Annotated in this window: 19 protein-coding genes; 9 read left to right on the plus strand and 10 right to left on the minus strand. The window is 65.2% G+C overall.

Annotated features, from left to right (window positions below):
* Position 1: 1 nt before the first annotated feature.
* The 3 genes from GGD66_RS17825 to GGD66_RS17835 all read left to right on the plus strand — a co-directional run bounded on the left by GGD66_RS17825 (position 2) and on the right by GGD66_RS17835 (position 3,174).
* The gene (locus GGD66_RS17825; protein ID WP_183258509.1) at positions 2-1,351 is read left to right on the plus strand and encodes an aspartate aminotransferase family protein; all 1,350 of its coding nucleotides are present in this window, start codon (positions 2-4) and stop codon (positions 1,349-1,351) included.
* A 10-nt stretch (positions 1,352-1,361) separates the two neighbouring features.
* Positions 1,362-2,375: an amino acid ABC transporter substrate-binding protein gene (locus GGD66_RS17830; protein WP_018315604.1), complete on the plus strand. Its 1,014-nt coding sequence runs from the start codon at positions 1,362-1,364 to the stop codon at positions 2,373-2,375.
* Between the two features lie 148 nt (positions 2,376-2,523).
* Positions 2,524-3,174 (plus strand): aspartate/glutamate racemase family protein, encoded by a 651-nt coding sequence (locus GGD66_RS17835; protein ID WP_183258510.1) that lies wholly within the window; start codon positions 2,524-2,526, stop codon positions 3,172-3,174.
* On the opposite strand, the gene GGD66_RS17840 is transcribed toward GGD66_RS17835, so the two are convergent.
* Positions 3,171-3,818 carry a TetR/AcrR family transcriptional regulator gene (locus GGD66_RS17840; RefSeq protein WP_092259535.1) on the minus strand — a complete coding sequence of 216 codons (648 nt, stop codon included), beginning with the start codon at positions 3,816-3,818 and terminating at the stop codon, positions 3,171-3,173. The genes GGD66_RS17835 and GGD66_RS17840 overlap by 4 nt on opposite strands.
* Positions 3,819-3,973: 155 nt before the next feature.
* Between GGD66_RS17840 and GGD66_RS17845 the strand changes: the two genes are divergently transcribed.
* Genes GGD66_RS17845 through GGD66_RS17865 form a run of 5 tightly spaced genes read left to right on the plus strand, consistent with a single transcriptional unit; the run spans position 3,974 to position 8,723 of the window.
* Entirely contained in the window at positions 3,974-4,183 is a 210-nt protein-coding gene (locus GGD66_RS17845) for a ferredoxin (protein WP_007607931.1), read from the plus strand.
* Between the two features lie 54 nt (positions 4,184-4,237).
* The gene (locus GGD66_RS17850; RefSeq protein ID WP_183258511.1) at positions 4,238-5,458 is read left to right on the plus strand and encodes a cytochrome P450; all 1,221 of its coding nucleotides are present in this window, start codon (positions 4,238-4,240) and stop codon (positions 5,456-5,458) included.
* Between the two features lie 28 nt (positions 5,459-5,486).
* Entirely contained in the window at positions 5,487-6,809 is a 1,323-nt protein-coding gene (locus GGD66_RS17855; RefSeq protein WP_183258512.1) for an MFS transporter, read from the plus strand.
* 3 nt (positions 6,810-6,812) lie between these two features.
* Complete coding sequence (locus GGD66_RS17860) at positions 6,813-7,472, plus strand: sulfite oxidase-like oxidoreductase (protein WP_018315599.1); 660 nt, start codon at positions 6,813-6,815, stop codon at positions 7,470-7,472.
* Between the two features lie 27 nt (positions 7,473-7,499).
* The gene (locus GGD66_RS17865) at positions 7,500-8,723 is read left to right on the plus strand and encodes a bifunctional alpha/beta hydrolase/OsmC family protein (protein ID WP_183258513.1); all 1,224 of its coding nucleotides are present in this window, start codon (positions 7,500-7,502) and stop codon (positions 8,721-8,723) included.
* Between the two features lie 9 nt (positions 8,724-8,732).
* Here GGD66_RS17865 and GGD66_RS17870 read toward each other — a convergent pair whose 3' ends face one another.
* Entirely contained in the window at positions 8,733-10,163 is a 1,431-nt protein-coding gene (locus tag GGD66_RS17870; protein ID WP_183258514.1) for a PLP-dependent aminotransferase family protein, read from the minus strand.
* A gap of 100 nt (positions 10,164-10,263) precedes the next feature.
* Between GGD66_RS17870 and GGD66_RS17875 the strand changes: the two genes are divergently transcribed.
* A complete protein-coding gene (locus GGD66_RS17875) occupies positions 10,264-11,178 on the plus strand; it encodes a DMT family transporter (RefSeq protein ID WP_183258515.1) in 915 nt (304 codons plus the stop codon).
* Here GGD66_RS17875 and GGD66_RS17880 read toward each other — a convergent pair.
* The 8 genes from GGD66_RS17880 to paaB form a co-directional block, all read right to left on the minus strand.
* Entirely contained in the window at positions 11,157-12,215 is a 1,059-nt protein-coding gene (locus GGD66_RS17880) for a YeeE/YedE family protein (RefSeq protein WP_183258516.1), read from the minus strand. The genes GGD66_RS17875 and GGD66_RS17880 overlap by 22 nt on opposite strands.
* 2 nt (positions 12,216-12,217) lie before the next feature.
* Positions 12,218-13,222 (minus strand): zinc-binding alcohol dehydrogenase family protein, encoded by a 1,005-nt coding sequence (locus GGD66_RS17885; protein ID WP_183258517.1) that lies wholly within the window; start codon positions 13,220-13,222, stop codon positions 12,218-12,220.
* Positions 13,223-13,298: 76 nt separating this feature from the next.
* Entirely contained in the window at positions 13,299-14,630 is a 1,332-nt protein-coding gene (gene paaK / locus GGD66_RS17890) for a phenylacetate--CoA ligase PaaK (protein ID WP_183258518.1), read from the minus strand.
* 28 nt (positions 14,631-14,658) lie between these two features.
* Positions 14,659-15,108, minus strand: a complete 450-nt coding sequence (paaI, locus tag GGD66_RS17895; protein WP_092259549.1) for a hydroxyphenylacetyl-CoA thioesterase PaaI — start codon at positions 15,106-15,108, stop codon at positions 14,659-14,661.
* A gap of 101 nt (positions 15,109-15,209) precedes the next feature.
* Positions 15,210-16,292 (minus strand): 1,2-phenylacetyl-CoA epoxidase subunit PaaE, encoded by a 1,083-nt coding sequence (gene paaE / locus GGD66_RS17900; RefSeq protein WP_183258519.1) that lies wholly within the window; start codon positions 16,290-16,292, stop codon positions 15,210-15,212.
* Between the two features lie 2 nt (positions 16,293-16,294).
* Positions 16,295-16,798, minus strand: coding sequence for a 1,2-phenylacetyl-CoA epoxidase subunit PaaD (gene paaD / locus GGD66_RS17905; protein WP_183258520.1), 504 nt, complete (start codon positions 16,796-16,798; stop codon positions 16,295-16,297).
* The gene (gene paaC, locus GGD66_RS17910; protein WP_183258521.1) at positions 16,792-17,568 is read right to left on the minus strand and encodes a 1,2-phenylacetyl-CoA epoxidase subunit PaaC; all 777 of its coding nucleotides are present in this window, start codon (positions 17,566-17,568) and stop codon (positions 16,792-16,794) included. Before paaC ends, paaD begins: the two co-directional genes overlap by 7 nt.
* Complete coding sequence (paaB, locus tag GGD66_RS17915) at positions 17,568-17,855, minus strand: 1,2-phenylacetyl-CoA epoxidase subunit PaaB (RefSeq protein WP_008136594.1); 288 nt, start codon at positions 17,853-17,855, stop codon at positions 17,568-17,570. The genes paaC and paaB overlap by 1 nt, the downstream gene beginning before the upstream one ends.
* Between the last annotated feature and the right edge of the window lie 3 nt (positions 17,856-17,858).

Genomic DNA, 17,858 nt, shown 5'->3' on the forward strand with positions numbered 1-17,858 from the left:
CATGGCCGCTCGCACCAGCCGTGTGCTGCACCGCTCACTCCGCGAGACGCCGCCCAAGGCGATCGGCGGCGAAGGCGTCTATCTCTTTGCCGAGGACGGGCGGCGCATCATCGACGCTTCCGGCGGCGCAGCGGTCTCCTGCCTCGGCCATCAACATCCACGCGTAATCGCGGCGATGGCAAAGCAGGCCTCCACGCTGGCCTATGCGCACACCGCCTTCTTCTCGTCCGAGCCGGCCGAGGCCCTCGCCGACACGCTGGTCGGGCACGAGCCCGGCGGCCTCGCTTATGCCTACTTCGTCAGCGGCGGGTCCGAGGCGATCGAAGCGAGCATCAAGCTCGCGCGGCAATATTTCATCGAGCGCGGCGAGCCGCAGCGGCAACATTTCATCGCACGGCGGCAGAGCTACCACGGCAACACGCTGGGCGCCCTCGCGGCCGGCGGCAATGCCTGGCGGCGCGCGCCCTATGCGCCGCTGCTCTCGGCCGCCTTCAGCCATGTGACGCCGGCGTTTGCCTATCACGAGAAGCGCGAGGGTGAATCCGATGCGCAGTTCGTGGCGCGGCTGGCGGCGGAGCTCGAAGCGGAATTTCAGCGGCTCGGTCCCAACACGGTCGCGGCGTTCCTCGCCGAGCCGGTCGTCGGCGCCACCGCCGGCGCGGTGACGGCACCGGACGGCTACTTCAGGGCGGTGCGTGAGATCTGCGACCGGCACGGTGCACTGCTCATCCTCGACGAGGTCATGTGCGGCATGGGCCGCACCGGCACCACGCATGCCTGGGAGCAGGAAGGCGTCGCGCCGGACATCCAGGCGATCGCAAAAGGGCTCGGCGGCGGCTATCAGCCGATTGGGGCGATGCTCGCGAGCGGCAAGATCATCGACACCATCCGCGCCGGCTCGGGCGCCTTTCAGCACGGCCACACTTATCTGGCACATCCCCTCGCCTGCGCCGCCGCACTGGCGGTGCAGGAGGTGATCCGCGAGGACGGCCTGCTCGACCGCGTCAAGGAGCGCGGCAAGCAGCTCGAACAGCGCCTGACCGAGCGCTTCGGCAATCACCGCCATGTCGGCGACATCAGGGGCCGTGGCCTGTTCTGGGCGATCGAGCTGGTCGCTGATCGCGCCAGCCGCACCTCGTTCGATCCTGCGCTCAAGCTCAATCAGAAGATCAAGGCGGAGGCCTTCGCCAATGGGCTCGGCTGCTATCCCGGCGGCGGCACCGTGGATGGCGTGCGCGGCGACCACGTGTTGCTGGCGCCGCCCTATATCGCCTCGGCGGACGAGATCGATCTGATCGTCGACAAGCTCGGCACGGCCGTCGACAACGTATTGCGTAGTGTCAATCACTGAGGGGAGTAGCATGATGAGGAAAGTGGTTATCGCAGCGAGCGTGCTCGCTGCATCGACAATTGTCGCATCCGCCGCGACGCTCGACACGGTGAAGAGCCGCGGCACGCTGGTGTGCGGCGTCAGCGCCGGCTTTGCCGGTTTCTCCGCGCCCGACTCGCAGGGCAATTACAAAGGTCTCGACGTCGATTATTGCCGCGCGCTCGCGGCCGGCGTGCTGGGCGATGCCAGCAAGGTGCGCTACGTCTCTCTGACCGCGCAGAACCGCTTCACCGCCCTGCAGTCGGGCGAGATCGACGTGCTCTACCGCAACTCGACGCAGACCTATCTGCGCGGCGTGACGCTGGGCTTGCGGCAAGGTCCGATCAACTTCTACGACGGCCAGGGCTTTGTCGTGAAGAAGGATCTGGGCGTCAAGGACATCAAGGACCTCAAGGGCGCCACCGTCTGCGTGGCGCAGGGCACCACGCATGAGGTGACGCTCGGCGATTACGGCCGCGCCAACGGCATCGACTGGAAGCCGCTGGTGTTCGACCGCGTCGACACCATGTATCAGACATTCTTCGGCGGCCGCTGCGATGCCATGACCCAGGACGCCTCCGCACTCGCCGGCGCCGTGACCACCGCCGCGCCGAACCCGGCCGATTACGTCGTGCTGCCGCAGACCATCAGCAAGGAGCCGCTCGGGCCCTTCACCCGCAACGGCGACGAGGTCTGGAGCGACATCATCACCTGGCTGCATTACGGCCTGATCGAGGCCGAGGAGCTCGGCGTCACACAAGGCAATGTCGAGGAGATGGCGAAGTCGCAGACGCCCGCGATCCAGCGGCTGCTCGGCGCATCCGGCGATCTCGGCTCCCGGCTTGGGCTCGACAACAAATGGCTGGTCACCGCGATCAAGGCCACCGGCAATTACGGCGAGATCTACGAGCGCAATGTCGGCAAGGCGAGCCCGCTCAAGCTCGATCGCGGCCTCAACGGCCTCTGGAGCAAGGGTGGCTTGATGTACGCGGTGCCGTTCAAGTAAACCGTGATCGTGTCCCGGACGCGCTGCGGCGTGCAACACCGCTGCGCAGAGCCGGGACCCAGCGGCCACAATGGGCCCCGGCTCTGCAGCGCAATACTGCGCATTGCGCTGCGTCCGAGGCACGAGACCCATGGATAAGCCACTTTAGATGACGACGTCCCCTCGCATCGCCCTGATCCACGCCCTCAAGCATTCCATCGCCCCGATCGAAGCGGCGTTCGCCAAGGCTTGGCCAGAGGCGCGGCTGATGAACCTTCTCGACGACAGCCTGTCGGCGGATCTGGCCCGCGACGGCGCGCTCAACGATGCCATGACCGAGCGCTTCCTCGCGCTCGGCGACTATGCGGCGGCGACGGGAGCGAACGGGATCCTGTTCACCTGCTCGGCCTTCGGCCCCTGTATCGAGGCGGTCGCGCGCGCGCATGCGCCGATGCCGGTGCTCAAGCCCAACGAAGCCATGATCGAGCGCGCGGTGACGATGGGCACGCGGATCGGCCTGCTGTCCACCTTCCCGCCGACCCTGGCCTCGATGCCGCCGGAGTTTCCGGCCTCCGTCCAAATCGTGCCGAAGCTTGCCGAGGGCGCGCTGGCGGCGCTCGACCGCGGCGACCGCGCCACCCACGACCGGCTGATCGTCGAAGCGTCAAAGGATCTGCGCGATTGCGACGTCATCGCGCTGGCGCAGTTCAGCATCGCCGCGACGGCGCCTCTGGTGACGGAAGCCACCGGCCGTCCCGTCGTGACCACGCCTGAGAGCGCGGTCGACAAGCTGATGAAGCTGCTGAAAGCGAAGGCTTAGGTACCTGTCGCTTTTCGACGCCGCGCGCCCTTGATGGCAGCGGCGAGCGCGGCCTTCGTTTCGCTGACGAAATCCTCGACCAGTTCCTCGCGCGTGGCGTGCGCGGCCTCGCCGGTGAACAGGCCCTGCTCGGCCAGCATCACCACGCCGTGCAACGCCGCCCAGATCTTGAGCGCCTGGCGCTCGCGCAAATAGCCGACGGCGGGCGCTTCCAGGGCTTCGATCACGAGCGAGAAGGTCTCGCGCGTGGCCTCGTGCAGCTCGCTGCCCTTGTCGGCGCATGCCACGGTGCGGGACGCGAACATCAAGCGGTAGATGCCGTTGCGCCGCAGGCCGAACTCGAGCGTCGCCTGCGCCAGCCGCGACAGCTTTGATTGCTTCGACGTCCCAGCCATGGCCTCTCGCAAGATCGCGCTGAGCTGCCTGAACGCCTCCGCCGTCACCGCTGCAAGCAGCGCCTCGCGGTCGGCGAAATGCCGGTACGGCGCCGGCTGCGACACGCCGAGCTGCTTTGCCAGCGCCTTGATGCTGATGGCCTCGGCGCCGCCCTGCTCCGCCTCGCGCAACGCGGCCTTGACCAAGGCATCGCGAAGATCGCCATGATGGTAGGTGTTCGCGGGCTTGCGGGCGAGTTGTGAGCGCATGGTGTAGCGAACCTATAAGTTTGCGCTTGACAGGGAAAGCCTGTCGCGAATGTAATAGCATATAACTTAAAGCCGGCGGCGAATGCCGCGGATAAAATTGACATGAGGAACGCGCCGCCATCGGGCCACGCGCGGATACGACCGAGGATGCCGCCATGACAGAGCGACTGAGGGTTCACGTCGATCCCGACAAATGCCAGGGCCACGCGCGCTGCAAGGCCCTCGCGCCGGAACTTTTCGAGCTGGACGAATACGGCAACGCCCACGAAGCCGGCGACGGCACGGTCCCGCCGGGGCTCGAGGACAAGGCGTGGCTTGCCAAATCCAACTGCCCGGAAATCGCGATCGATGTGATCGAGGAGTAGCGCGCGGCCGCCCCCGCGTCCTTCCAGCGAACACGAGCCAAGGGATTCCCTGCCATGTCCGACGCCAGTCCGCCTGCCGCCCATCCGCCCGTCACCGACTGGGTCCATGATTTCGACCATACCGATCCGCAATGGACGGAGGATCCCTTCCCGATCTGGGACGAGCTGCGCGCAGCGAGCCCGGTCGTGCACACCGAGCGTTTCCTCGGCTGCTACATGCCGACGACCTATGAAGCGGTGCGCGAGATCGCCAACGACACCGAGCATTTTTCCTCGCGCCGCATCATCGTGCGCGATGTCCGTCCCGAGATCGCGAGGAACGCCGCACCGCCGATCACCTCAGATCCGCCTGTGCACAAGCCGGCCAAGCAGCTGTTGCTGCCGCCCTTCACGCCGGACGCGATGAAGAAGCTGGAACCGCGGATGCGCGCGATCTGCAACGAGCTGATCGACGGCTTCATCGCCGATGGCAAGGTCGACGCCGCCGCACGCTACGCCAAATATATCCCGGTTCGGGCCATTGCCCACATGCTCGGCATCCCCGAGAGCGACAGCGATCTCTTCATCAACTGGATCCACATGATCCTCGAGCTCGGCATCAAGGACGAGAGCAAGCTGCTGCAGGCCGTGCAGGAGATGAGCGCCTATTTCAGCGCGCATATCGAGGCGCGCAAGGACAAGCCGACCGACGATCTCATCTCCTACCTGATGAACGCCAAGAACAAGGAGGGCAACCCGCTCGAAGACTCGCACGTTCTTGGCTCGCTGCGCCTGCTCCTGATCGCCGGCATCGACACCACCTGGAGCGCGATCGGTTCCTCGCTCTGGCACCTCGCGAAGACGCCGGGCGACCGCGAGCGACTGATCGCCGAGCCGGGACTGATCCCGACCGCAGTTGAGGAACTGCTGCGCGCCTATTCTCCGGTGACGATGGCCCGCGAGGTGGTCAAGGAGACCACGATCTCGGGCTGCCCGGTCAAGGCGGGCAACATGGTGCTGCTGTCGTTCCCGGCCGCCAACCGCGATCCAAAGATGTTTCCCGACGCTGACAAAGTCGTGATCGACCGCCGCGAAAACCGGCACGCCGCCTTCGGCCTCGGCATTCACCGCTGTGTCGGTTCCAACCTGGCACGCATGGAGATGCAGGTTGCGCTGGAGGAATGGCTGAAACGCATTCCAGATTTCCGGCTCGATCCGGCAGGCGCGGTGACCTGGTCACAGGGCACGGTGCGCGGCCCCCGCCAGTTGCCATTCTTGCTCGGAAAGGCGATGTAGGCCTTTCCAGACAACGGAGAGGCCGGACGTGACTGAACAAGCAATCAAGCCGGCCTCCGACCACATCGACATCGCCGACGCCAAGCGGCGAATCAAGGCGATTTTCATCGGCTCCATCGGCAATCTGGTCGAGTGGTACGATTTCTACGCCTACACCGCGTTCGCACTCTATTTCGCTCCCGCCTTCTTCCCGGGCAACGACCCCGTCGTGCAGCAATTGAACGTCGCCGTCGTCTTCGCGGCGACGTTCCTGATGCGGCCGCTGGGCGGCTGGTTCTTCGGCTATCTCGCCGACCATTTCGGACGGCGCATCTCGCTCACGCTCTCTGTCGTCTTCATGTGCTTTGGTTCGTTGATTATCGCGCTGACGCCGACCTATGCCACGATCGGATTCGCCGCGCCGGTGATCCTGGCGCTCGCCCGCGTCATCGAAGGCCTCAGCCTCGGCGGCGAATATGGCGCAAGTGCCACCTATCTCAGCGAGGTTGCCGACCCCAAGCACCGCGGCTTCTATTCGAGCTTTCAATACGTCACCCTGATCGGTGGCCAGCTCACCGCGATCATCGTGCTGCTGCTCCTGCAAAAGGTCTTCCTCACCCCACAGGAGCTGAAGAACTGGGGGTGGCGTATCCCCTTCGCGATCGGTGCAGCGCTCGCGGTCTTTGCCGCGGTGATGCGGCGCGGCCTGCACGAGACGGAGGCGTTCGAGGAAGCCAAGAAGGTGGTGAAGCCGACCGGCTCGATCACCAATTTGCTGCGTTATCCGCGCGAGCTCCTACTCGTGGTCGGCCTCACCGCCGGCGGCACCGCGGCGTTCTACACCTTCACCACCTACATGCAGACCTTCGTCAAGCTTTCGGTCGGGCTGACCGAGGACCAAACCACTTTCGTGATCTTCGGCACGTTGGTCTTCGCGACCATCCTCCAGCCGATCTACGGCGCGATCTCCGACAAGATCGGACGCAAGCCGCTCTTGATCTTCTTCGGTGTCGCCGGCACGCTCGCGACCGTGCCGCTGTTGATGACGCTGAAGGAGACCAAGTCGCCCTTCGTCGCGTTCGTCCTGATCTGCTGTGCCTGGCTGTTCGTCGCCGGCTATACTTCGATCAACGCGGTGGTGAAGGCCGAGTTGTTCCCGACCAATGTCCGCGCGCTCGGCGTCGGCCTGCCCTATGCCATCACGGTGTCGGTCTTCGGCGGCACGGCACCGGCGATCGCACTCTATTTCAAGAGCATCGGGCACGAGGAATGGTTCTATTTCTACCTCAGCGGCATCATCTGCCTGTCCCTGGTGATCTATGCTACCATGCGCGACACCAAGCACACTTCGGCAATGCATCGGCACGAGTAGACCATGGCTGACGAGACGCCATCCGACAGCAAGCTGACGCGCACCAAGGAGAAATGGGCGCGCGAGGGCCGCTTTCTCACCGGGAAGATCACGCGGCCGGAGGACCAACGGCTGCCGCCCGGCCAGCACCTCACCAAGGACTGGCCTGTGCTCGACCTCGGAGTCGTGCCGCCGGTGTCACGCGAGCGCTGGCGGCTCGACGTCTATGGCGCGATCGAGAGCCCCGTGTTCTGGACATTCGCCGAATTCATCGCGCAGAAGCAGGCCCGGTTCACCTCCGACATCCATTGCGTCACCACCTGGTCGCGCTACGACAATGAGTGGGAAGGGCTTGCCACGCGCGAGCTGCTCGCGGCCTGCCAGCCGCGCGAGGACGCACGCTTTGTGACGCTGCATTCCCATGACGGCTACACCACCAACCTCGCGCTGGAAGACTTTGCCGCCGAGGATGCGCTGCTCGCCCATAGCTGGTCCGGCCAGCCGCTGACGGAGGAGCATGGCGGCCCGGTACGGTTGGTCGTGCCGCATCTCTATTTCTGGAAGAGCGCGAAATGGCTCCAGGCCATCGAATTCCTGACCGAGGACGCACCGGGCTTCTGGGAAGTCCGCGGCTATCATAACCGCGGCGACCCCTGGGCCGAGCAACGCTATTCCGACGATTAGAATTCAAGCAGGAACGAGGGGAAGCCCATGTCGACGGAGCGCTTTCAATTCACGGGCGAAGGCGGACATCAGCTTGCCGCCGCGCTGGAGTTGCCGGACGGCGAGCCCGCGGCCTACGCGCTGTTTGCGCACTGCTTCACTTGCGGCAAGGACACGCTCGCCGCCAAGCGCATCTCGGTCGCGCTGGCAGCCAAGGGCATCGCGGTCCTGCGCTTCGACTTCACCGGGCTCGGCTCGAGCGAAGGCGATTTCGCCAATTCGACGTTTTCTTCCAACGTCGCCGATCTGGTCCGCGCGGCCGACCATCTGCGCAATGCCCGCAAGGCGCCGTCGATCCTGATTGGCCACAGCCTCGGCGGCGCGGCGATCCTCGCGGCAGCCGGACGTATCCCAGAAGCCGGGGCAGTTGTGACCATCGCGGCGCCATCCGATCCGGCGCACGTGACCGGCCTCTTCAGGGAGCATCTCGACAACATCCGCGCGCAGGGCGAGGTTGAGGTCTCGCTCGCAGGACGCCCGTTCCGGATCAAGCGCGAGTTCCTCGAGGACATCGCCGAGCACGAGCTGATGAAGGACATCACAGGGCTGCACAAGGCGCTGCTGGTGATGCACTCGCCGGTCGACGACACCGTCGGCATCGACAATGCGACCAAGATCTTCGTTGCGGCCAAGCACCCCAAGAGCTTCGTCTCGCTCGACCATGCCGACCATCTGCTTGCCAAGCCCGCCGACGCCCTCTACGCAGCCGACGTGATTACGGCCTGGGCCAGCCGCTACATCGACAGCGCAAAGCCCGCGAAGGCGATGGACCTTCCCGAGGCGCCGCGTCAGGTCGTGGTGCAGGAGACGCGCAAGAGCAAGTTCAACCAGCTCGTCACGGTCGGACCACATCGTCTGGTGGCGGACGAACCCGTCGCCGCCGGCGGCGAGGATGCCGGTCCTGGGCCCTATGATTTCCTACTCGCTGGCTTAGGGGCCTGCACCTCCATGACCATGCGTCTTTATGCCGACCGCAAATCGCTGCCGCTCGACCGCGTCACCGTCAGATTGAAGCATTCCAAGATCTACGCCAAAGACTGCGCGGAGTGCGAGACACGCGAAGGCATGCTCGACCAGATCGAACGCGACATTGCGATGGATGGCGCGCTCGATGCCGAGCAGCGCAAGAAATTGATGGAGATTGCCGACAAGTGCCCCGTGCACCGGACATTGACGTCGGAGATCCGCATCGTGACGAAGGCCGTGGACTAGCCGGCTGCGCTAGAAGCAGGATGCCATCGTCCGCAATGCCGCGCCGATCTCGCTCTCGCGCCAGGCAGCAAAACCGAGCAGCAGGCCGTGATCCCGCGGCCGGTCCAGCGCCAGGCTGGACAGCGCCCGCGTTTCAACGCCCGCGGCAGCCAGTCGCTTGACCGCCGCCCGATCGGCGCTACCGTGTTTGAGGCGAGCGACGAGCTGGATGCCGCCCGCCGGCACTTCGACCGAGAGCATCTCGCCCAGATGGCGCTCCAGTCCTGCAACGATGTGGTCGCGGCGCGCGTGATAGAGCCGGCGCATCCGGCGCAGATGCGCAAGGAAATGCCCGTCGGCAATGAACTCGGCCAGCGCTTCCTGGATGTGGCTGGATGCGATCAGCCCGATGTGCCGCTGTGCGATCTCGAAGGTGCTGACCAGCGCCGGCGGCACAACGAGATAGCCGAGCCGGATGTCCGACGTCATCACCTTTGAGAAGGTACCGACATAGAACACGCGGCCATGGGCATCGAGCCCTTGCAAGGCCGGCACCGGCCGGCTGTCATAGTGGAATTCGCCGTCGTAATCGTCCTCCACGATCCAGCCCTTGCCGGGCATGCACACACCAAGAAATTCGGTGCGGCGCGCCAGCGACATCAGCCGTCCGGTGGGATGCTGGTGCGATGGCGTCATGAAGATCAATTTCGGGGCCGCGAGGCCCGGCATCCGCTGCATGCCCTGCGCGTCCAGTCTCATGCCGGTCACGCGCGCGCCGGAGGCGCGGAGGGCTGCGGCTGCGCCGGGATAGCCGGGGTCCTCGACCCAGACCTGGTCACCGGGCGAGATGAGAACAGCCGCGATCAAGGTCAGCGCGGCCTGCGCGCTCGGCAGGATCATGATCTGCTCTGGCGTGGCGCGAACGCCTCTGCTCGCGGCCAGATAATGCGCGAGCGCCTCGCGCAGGCGCGTTCGGTTGACCGGTCCGAGCTCGCGTTTGGCCGCATGCACGGCGCTGCGGCGCAGGCAGCGAGCCCAGATCTCGTTCGGAAACTCTCGCGCATCTCCAAGCCCTGGCCGCAACGGTCTGAGCGGCACCTGATAGGACATCGGCCAGTCGGTCTGCTTGAGCTGCGAGGCCCATGGTGAAAGCCGCGGCTTGCCGGAGCGCACGCGCGCCGCAACGGCATCTGCTCCTTGACGTCGTTCGCCGCCGTCGACGGTGACCACCGGACGGCGGCCGTGCGAGGCCTCGAGGTATCCTTCCGCGGCGAGCTGCTCGAACGCATAGGTGACGGTGTTGCGGGAAACGCCGAGAACGCTGGCGAGCCGACGGCTCGACGGCAGCGTGCGCCCTTTGCCGAGGCGGCCGGTCGCGATCAAGCCACGGAGCTGGCTCGTCAGTTGAGCCACCAGACCTTCGTCGCCGGTCCGCTTCAGGCCGATCATGGACGAGATCATATCATCCGAAACTGGCACCTTGTTCCTTTCAGATCTGGCACTTTTATGAGTACCAGAGCGGATGCTATCTGCCGGACCGGACTGCTTCAAGGACCTTGCGATGAACTCCCTGTCACCCCGCGCGGCCGTCGGCCTGTTCCTCATCGTCGTGCTGGCCTGGGGCGTGAACTGGTCGGTGACGAAGCAATTGGTGCAGCTCGTCCCACCGCTGTGGAGCTCGGCGATCCGGAGCTGGATCGCGCTGGCAGGATTGTTTGTGATCCTCGGGCTGAGCAACAATCTCGTGATTCCGGAGCGGCGCGACGTGCCGGTGGTCCTCAGCGTCGCGCTGCTGCACATGACGCTGTTCTCGATCCTGGTTGCGGCGGGCCTGCGCTTCCTGCCTGCGAGCAAGGGCATCGTGCTCGGTTACACCACACCGCTCTGGGTCGCGATTGCGGCACCCCTACTCGGGAAGGACACCCTGACCGCACCCAAGCTTGCCGGCGCCCTGCTCGGACTGATCGGCCTTGCCGTGATCCTGAATCCGTCATCAATCGACTGGGGCAATGCCAACGTCGTGCTCGGCGCCGGCATGGTCATCCTGGCCGCGATCTCCTGGGCTGCGAACATCATCTATATCCGCGCACATCGCTGGATCGCCTCCCCGCTCCAGCTCCTGTTCTGGCAGCTGCTCGTGGCCACGGGCGTGCTCTCGACCCTTGCGATGGTCATCGACGGGCTGCCGCACGTGGAATGGTCGTGGCGGCTGGCTATGCTGTTCCTGTACTCTGGCCTGATCGGAAGCGCGCTGGCCTATTGGGCGATGTCGATGGTCAACAAAAGCATCTCGGCGCTGACGACGTCGCTTGGCACCACCGGAACACCGCTCGTCGGTATCGCCAGTGCTGCGATCCTGCTGGACGAGCCCCTCGACTTGAGCCTCGCTGTCGCCGCCGGATTGATCGTCACCGGCATCGGACTTGCGACGCTCGGCGACCGGCTGTTGCGCGGTCAGGCCACCGCGAGCGGTTGAACCCGCAGCACGCCACGCAAACCTGCGGTCGTGCCGAGCAGGATGCCGGCGAGTGCAACGAACGAGCCCAGCGCCAGTGTCGACACGCCCGTGAGCCCCTGCCCGATCGAGCAGCCGAACGCCATCACGCCGCCGATGCCCATCAGCGCGGCGCCGCTGCCCGAGCGCAGCATGTGGCGCGGCGAGGAATAGCCTTCGAGCTTGAAGCGGCCTGTGGCGAGTGCGGTGATCAGGCTGCCGGCGAAGACGCCAGCGACCGTCGCAATACCGAAATTGAGCGTCAGGCCGGTCGAGAGCATGGCGTATTGCAGCGCGTCCGCGATCGGCGCGATGAAGGTGAGCGAGGTCACCGGCACCGGATTGAAGTCGTCGGCACCGAGATAGCCGGTGACGAGCCAGCCGGCGGCGACGAGCAGGCCGACGACGACGCCCGCCGCGATCTGGCCCGGCGAGCGCCGGAACATCGGATGCGCGAAGGCAAACAGGATCAGCGCGACGACGATCACGGCCGCCGCCAGCGCACGCGAGAGCGCTTCACCGGGGCCAAGCGATGCCAGCAACGAAGGCAGCGAATTGACATTGACGGTGGTTTGCGAGGCCTGAACCAGCGCGATGCGAGCCGGCGCGACCAGCCCCTTGAGCGTCATCTGCGCAGCGATGGCGAGCACGATCACGACGACGAAGGAGCGGAGATTGCCGCGGCCGAGCAGCACCAGGGCGCGCGAGCCGCAGCCGTTTGACAGCACCATGCCGTAACCAAACAGCACTCCGCCGAGGAACAGCACCGGCACCGAGAACGTCTGCTGCAGGTAGATCGACTTGCTCAGATCAGCAATGCCGTTGCCGGCAAGGAACTGGCTGGCGGCGATCGCGACGGCGATCGCCAGCGCATAGGTCCGCACCAGCCGTCCGTCTCCCTCCGCAAGCCAGCCGCGCATGCTGCTCATCAGGCAGAAGCCGCTGAGCAGACCGACGGCGCCGTAGACAAGGCCGATGGCGAGGCCGGCGAAGATGACGATTGCTGCGGACGAGTCCATGATTACGGTTTCAGGACCACGCGATCCCGCGAGGAGCCGGCAACCGCGACATACGCCTCCTTGGCGCGCTCCAGCGGATAGACGGCATTCGCCTTGATCGAGAACGGCTTCAGCTGGCCGCTCGCAAAGCCCGGGCCGAGATCGCGCAGCACTGCGCCTGTCGCGGCCGACGACAGGCCGAGTGTATCGATGCCGACATAGGTGTGCTGGCCCCGGTAGAATTCGAGGATGTTGAACTGCACGATGCGGTCGATCGCGGCGATCAGTATCTGACGGCCACGCAATGCGAGCGACTTGTGCGCGGCCTGGAAATAGGGATCGCCGACCGTGTTGAAGACGACATCGACCCCCTTGCCGCCGGTCAATTCGCGCACGCGCGTGGCAACGTCGGTCGCGGAGGCGTCGACCACCTCGATGGGGGCGTTGGTGTGGCCTTCGTAAGCTTCCGCTTTGCGCACCACGCCGATGACGCGCGCGCCCTGCCATGTCGCGATCTGCACCGCGGCCTGGCCGACCTTGCCATTGACGCCGAACACCAAAACGGTCTCCCCGCTCTTCGGCACGCCGGCGCGGCGAAAGCCTTCCATCGCGGTGACGAAGGGCACGCCGATGCCGGCGGCCTCCTCCCACGACACCGTGCTCGGCTTCTCCACCACCGCATCAGCCTCGACGACGAGATGGGTTGCGTGGGTACCGTCGCGGCGGATGCCGAGATCGCCGGAGGAGCCGAACACCTCGCGGCCGACCGTGCCGGCCGGCCCGTCGATCACCACGCCGGAATAGTCGCGGCCCGGCGTGCGCGGGAACACGGCATAGGGCATCAAGCCGGTCGCGGCCTTGACGTCGGAGGGATTGACGGCGGCGGCCTTGACCTCGATCAGAACATCGTTCGGACCGCGCGTCAGCGTGTGACGCTCGACCACCGGCGCAACCGCGGCGGCGTTCTCGGCCTTGGCATTGAGGCGCACACAGCGCGCTTCGATGGTTTTGGTATCGGCTGGCGACATGAAAGACCCGCGATTTCTCGCGGGCCTTGTCGCCTCTGGGGCCGGTCAAGTCAATCCGTCAAGTCAATCCGTAAAGTCAATCCTTGGGCCGCTTGTCGTAGAGGCGTTTGGCCTTGCCCAGCGAGCGCTCCAGCGTGGCGGGCGCGACCACCTGCACCCTGGAGCTAATGCCGATGGTGTTCTTGATGTGGGTCGCAATCCGGTCGGCATGGTCGAGGAGACCGCGGCCGTCCCAGCTTTCGGACCGCGCCTCCGCGATGATTGTCAGCTCGTCCATACGGCCTTCGCGGGTCAGTTCCAGGATGAAGTGGCCGCCGCACCAGTCGGTCGCGAGCAGCACCTCCTCGATCTGGGTCGGGAACAGATTGACACCGCGCAGGATGATCATGTCGTCCGAGCGGCCCGTCACCTTCTCCATCCGCCGCATGCCCGGCCGCGCCGTGCCCGGCAGCAGCCGCGTCAGGTCGCGGGTGCGATAGCGGATCACGGGAAAAGCTTCCTTGGTGAGCGAGGTGAAGACCAGTTCGCCCTTCTCACCGTCCGGCAGCACCGCACCCGTTTCAGGATCGATCACTTCGGGATAAAAATGATCCTCCCAGATGTGCAGGCCATCCTTGGTCTCGATGCATTCCTGGGCGACGCCGGGGCCGATCACCTCGGACAGACCATAGATGTCGGTCGCATCCATATCGAAGGCGTCCTCGATCTCGCCGCGCATCGCATTGGTCCAGGGCTCGGCACCGAAGATGCCGACCTTGAGCGAGCACTGGCGCGGGTCGAGCTTCTGACGCTTGAACTCGTCGAGGATTGCCAGCATGTAGCTCGGCGTCACCGTGATGATGTCGGGCCGGAAGTCGTTGATCAGCTGCACCTGCCGCTCGGTCATGCCGCCCGAGATCGGCACCACGGTGCAGCCGAGCTTTTCGGCGCCGTAGTGCACGCCGAGGCCGCCGGTGAAGAGGCCGTAGCCATAGGCATTGTGGATGATCATGCCGGTACGCCCGCCGGCGGCGCGGATCGAGCGCGCCATCACGTCCGACCAGGTGTTGATGTCTCCTTGCGTATATCCCACCACGATCGGCTTGCCGGTCGTGCCGGAGGATGCATGCACGCGCACCAGCTTTTCGCGCGGCACGGCAAACATGTTGAAGGGATAATTGTCGCGCAGATCCGTTTTCACCGTGAACGGGAATTTCGCGAGATCGGAGAGCTCGCGAAAATCGGACGGATGCACGCCGGCCTCGTCGAAGGCCTTGCGATAATGCGCGACGTTGTCATAGGCGTGCTTCAGCGACCAGGCCAGCCGCTGCTTCTGCAGCGCCATAATCTCGTCGCGCGAGGCACGCTCATGCGCGTCCATCTCGGCGCTATAGGCGCTGCCGCCTTCCCTCAGCTTCGTCGAAGCCATCCTCGTTTCCCCACATTGATTGGTTCTTTTATTTGTCTTGCGTCGGCAGCCACGTGCCGGGAATGACGCGCGAATGCCCGCGGAATTCGGCGACGACGACGTCACCGGCGGTAACTCGCACGTCATAGATGCCGGAGCGGCCGCCGCGGGTGATCTCGCGCGCCTTTGCAACGAGGCGGTCGCCGAGCCTGCCCGGCTTGATGAAGGTGATCTGCCCCTGCGCTGCGACCACGCGTTCGTTGTGCGAGTTGCAGGCAAACGCGAAGGCGGAATCGGCAAGCGTGAAGATGAAGCCGCCATGGGCAATGCGTTGGCCATTGACCATGTCCGGCCGCACCGTCATTGCGAGCGTCGCGAAGCCGGGGCCAATCTCGACGATCTCCATGCCGAGCCCCTTGGAGGCATCGTCCTCCGTCCACATCGCCTCAGCGCAGGCGCGGGCAATATCCTCAGGCGACAGGGCGGCTTTGACGTTCACGCGCTTCTCCCGGCCAGATGTTTGCCCATGATGTTCTGCTGGTTGGCCAAAACTGTCAAATAATGCGACGCATTTGCATCGTCAGCGTCTGAAGCACCGGCTCAGACATGGTCATAATCGACCACGACCCGCTCTGACGACGGCTTGGCCTGGCAGGTCAGAACGAACCCGGCCTTCAGCTCCCAGGGCTCCAGCGAATAGTTGATGTCCATCGGCGCTTCACCCTCGACCAGCTTGGCGCGGCAGGTCGAGCACATGCCGCCCTTGCAGGCGAAGGGTAGATCGACGCCGGCGCGCAGCGCGGCATCGAGGATCGCCTCGTCCTGCGCGACCGGCACGTCGCGGCGCTTGCCATCGATGATCAGCGAGGCGATCGCCTTCGGTGGCGCGTCGGGCGCGACCGCCTTCTTCGGCCGCGGCTTGCCGCCGAACTCGGAGACGAAGCGCTCGACGTGGATGCGCTCCTGCAGGATGCCGAGCTCGCGGCAGGTGGTCTCGATATCCTCGCTCATGCCGAGGGGCCCGCAAACGTAGACTTGATCGACGCTTCCCGCCGGCACCAGCGAGCGCAGCAGCACCCTCACCTTGTCGCCGTCGAGCCGGCCGTGCAGGATCGGGATGTCCTGCTCCTCGCCGGAGATGACGTGGAAGATCGAGAGGCGATCGATGAAGCGGTCCTTCAGTTCCTCGAGCGCTTCAAGGAACATGATGTTGTCGGTGGTGCGGTTGCCGTAGAACAGGAAGAAGCGGCTGTCCGGCTCACGCGCGACCGTGCCCTTGACGATCGACAGGATCGGCGTGATGCCGGAGCCTGCGGCGAACCCGACATGGATGCGTCCGGCATCCGCGTGAGGAATCGCACCGAAGCGGCCCGTCGGCGTCATCACATCGAGTTCGTCGCCGCATTTGAGATCTTCGGCTGCCCAGTTCGAAAACGCACCGCCGTCGACCTTCTTCACGGCGATGCGGATCTCGCCGTCATCAGGGCCGGAACAGATCGAATAGGAGCGGCGCACCTCCTCACCGTCCAGCGTGGTGCGGAGCGTGAGGTATTGGCCAGGCGTGAAAGCGTACTCGCCGGCGAGTTCGCCGGGGATGGTGAAAGTCATCGAGATGGCGTCGGACGCCTCGCGGCGGAGATCGTTGACGGCCAGGCGATGGAAGCGGGGTGCGGTGGCTGACATGGTCAATGACACTTGAAGTAATCGAACGGTTCGCGGCAGGACTTGCAGCGCCACAGCGCTTTGCAGGAGGTCGAGCCGAATTCAGACAGCAGCTCGGTGTTCTCCGAGCCGCATTGCGGGCAGGCCACTGCCTGTTCACCAAACAGTGCCCGGCGCGAGCTTGAAGCCCGCGGCGGCGCGATGCCGTAGGCGCGCAGCTTGTGGCGACCCTCCTCGCTCATCCAGTCGGTGGTCCAGGCCGGCGACAGCACGGTGCGGACTTTTGACCGACGAAAACCGGCGCGCTCCAGCGCGACCTCGATTTCCAGCGCGATCATGTTCATCGCCGGACAGCCGGAATAGGTCGGGGTGATCGCGACCTCGACGTGATCGCCGTCGAGCGCAACCTCGCGCAGCACGCCGAGGTCGGCGATGGTCAGCACTGGAATTTCGGGATCGACCACGCTCGCCGCGGCGTCCCAGGCGCGCCGGCGCAGTTCGCTGTCACGGTCGAGCACGCTCACCATGTCAGCCCCGGAAAGGTGCGCTGCATCGATTGCAGCTCGGACAGGAGATGGCCGAGATGTTCGCTGTGCCGGCCCACGCGGCCGCCCTGCTGCATCCAGTCGTTCTGCGGCAGGACCAGCGTGGCTTCACTGGCGACATCGGAAAGCGTTTGCAACCAGCGACCACGCAAGGTGCCGGGATCGATTGCGATACCGGCATGGATCAGCGCGCGCTCGCCCTCATCGACGGCAAATATCTCGCCGGTGAAGGCCCAGAGCTGGTCGATCGCGGCCTGCGCGCGGGCGTGGCTCTCATCGGTGCCGTCGCCGAGCCGGATGAGCCACTCCGAGGCGTGGCGCAAATGATAGGCGCTCTCCTTCTCAGATTTGGCGGCAATCGCGGCCAGCGTCGTGTCGCGCGAATTCATCATCGCGCGCCAGTAGAGGTCGGCGAACGCGGAATAGAAGAACTGTCGCACCAGCGTCTGGGCAAAATCGCCGTTCGGCTGCTCGACCAGCAGCAGGTTGCGATACTGCCTGACGTCGCGCAGATAAGCGAGCTTGTCCTCGTCGTTGTCCTTGCCTTCGGCCTTGGCTGCGTAGCTGTAAAGCTCGCGCGCCTGACCGATGAGGTCGAGCGCGATGTTGGAGAGCGCCATGTCCTCTTCCAGCATCGGTGCGTGCCCGCACCATTCCGACAGCCGATGGCCGAGGATCAACGCATCGTCGGCGCGGCGCAGCGCGTAGAGCACCAGCGGCGTTTCGGAGACCTCGATGTTGGCGACGGACATCACATATGCCCTACTTCTTCCGGAACCTCGTAGAACGTCGGATGCCGGTAGATCTTCGATTCCGCCGGCTCGAACATCATGCCTTTTTCGGCGGGATCGCTCGCGGTGATCGCGGTCGACGGCACGACCCAGATCGACAGGCCTTCACCGCGGCGGGTGTAGATGTCGCGGGCGGCCTGCAGAGCCATCGTCGCGTCGCTCGCATGCAGCGAACCCACATGCTTGTGCGCGAGCCCGTTGCGGCTGCGAATGAAGACTTCCCACAGCGGTGTGTTCGGCGTGGCCATATT

This window comes from Bradyrhizobium sp. CIR48, from assembly GCF_014198315.1.
GTDB lineage: Bacteria > Pseudomonadota > Alphaproteobacteria > Rhizobiales > Xanthobacteraceae > Bradyrhizobium.

Coding starts and splice junctions, on each gene's coding strand:
- GGD66_RS17835 (WP_183258510.1), top strand. CDS start 2,524: ATGACGACGTCCCCTCGCATCGCCCTGATCCACGCCCTCAAGCATTCC.
- GGD66_RS17845 (WP_007607931.1), top strand. CDS start 3,974: ATGACAGAGCGACTGAGGGTTCACGTCGATCCCGACAAATGCCAGGGC.
- paaB (WP_008136594.1), bottom strand. CDS start 17,855: ATGGCCACGCCGAACACACCGCTGTGGGAAGTCTTCATTCGCAGCCGC.
- GGD66_RS17880 (WP_183258516.1), bottom strand. CDS start 12,215: ATGGACTCGTCCGCAGCAATCGTCATCTTCGCCGGCCTCGCCATCGGC.
- paaC (WP_183258521.1), bottom strand. CDS start 17,568: ATGTCCGTCGCCAACATCGAGGTCTCCGAAACGCCGCTGGTGCTCTAC.
- GGD66_RS17875 (WP_183258515.1), top strand. CDS start 10,264: ATGAACTCCCTGTCACCCCGCGCGGCCGTCGGCCTGTTCCTCATCGTC.
- GGD66_RS17860 (WP_018315599.1), top strand. CDS start 6,813: ATGGCTGACGAGACGCCATCCGACAGCAAGCTGACGCGCACCAAGGAG.
- paaK (WP_183258518.1), bottom strand. CDS start 14,630: ATGGCTTCGACGAAGCTGAGGGAAGGCGGCAGCGCCTATAGCGCCGAG.
- paaD (WP_183258520.1), bottom strand. CDS start 16,798: ATGGTGAGCGTGCTCGACCGTGACAGCGAACTGCGCCGGCGCGCCTGG.
- GGD66_RS17865 (WP_183258513.1), top strand. CDS start 7,500: ATGTCGACGGAGCGCTTTCAATTCACGGGCGAAGGCGGACATCAGCTT.
- paaE (WP_183258519.1), bottom strand. CDS start 16,292: ATGTCAGCCACCGCACCCCGCTTCCATCGCCTGGCCGTCAACGATCTC.
- GGD66_RS17825 (WP_183258509.1), top strand. CDS start 2: ATGGCCGCTCGCACCAGCCGTGTGCTGCACCGCTCACTCCGCGAGACG.
- GGD66_RS17830 (WP_018315604.1), top strand. CDS start 1,362: ATGATGAGGAAAGTGGTTATCGCAGCGAGCGTGCTCGCTGCATCGACA.
- GGD66_RS17885 (WP_183258517.1), bottom strand. CDS start 13,222: ATGTCGCCAGCCGATACCAAAACCATCGAAGCGCGCTGTGTGCGCCTC.
- GGD66_RS17850 (WP_183258511.1), top strand. CDS start 4,238: ATGTCCGACGCCAGTCCGCCTGCCGCCCATCCGCCCGTCACCGACTGG.
- GGD66_RS17840 (WP_092259535.1), bottom strand. CDS start 3,818: ATGCGCTCACAACTCGCCCGCAAGCCCGCGAACACCTACCATCATGGC.
- GGD66_RS17870 (WP_183258514.1), bottom strand. CDS start 10,163: ATGATCTCGTCCATGATCGGCCTGAAGCGGACCGGCGACGAAGGTCTG.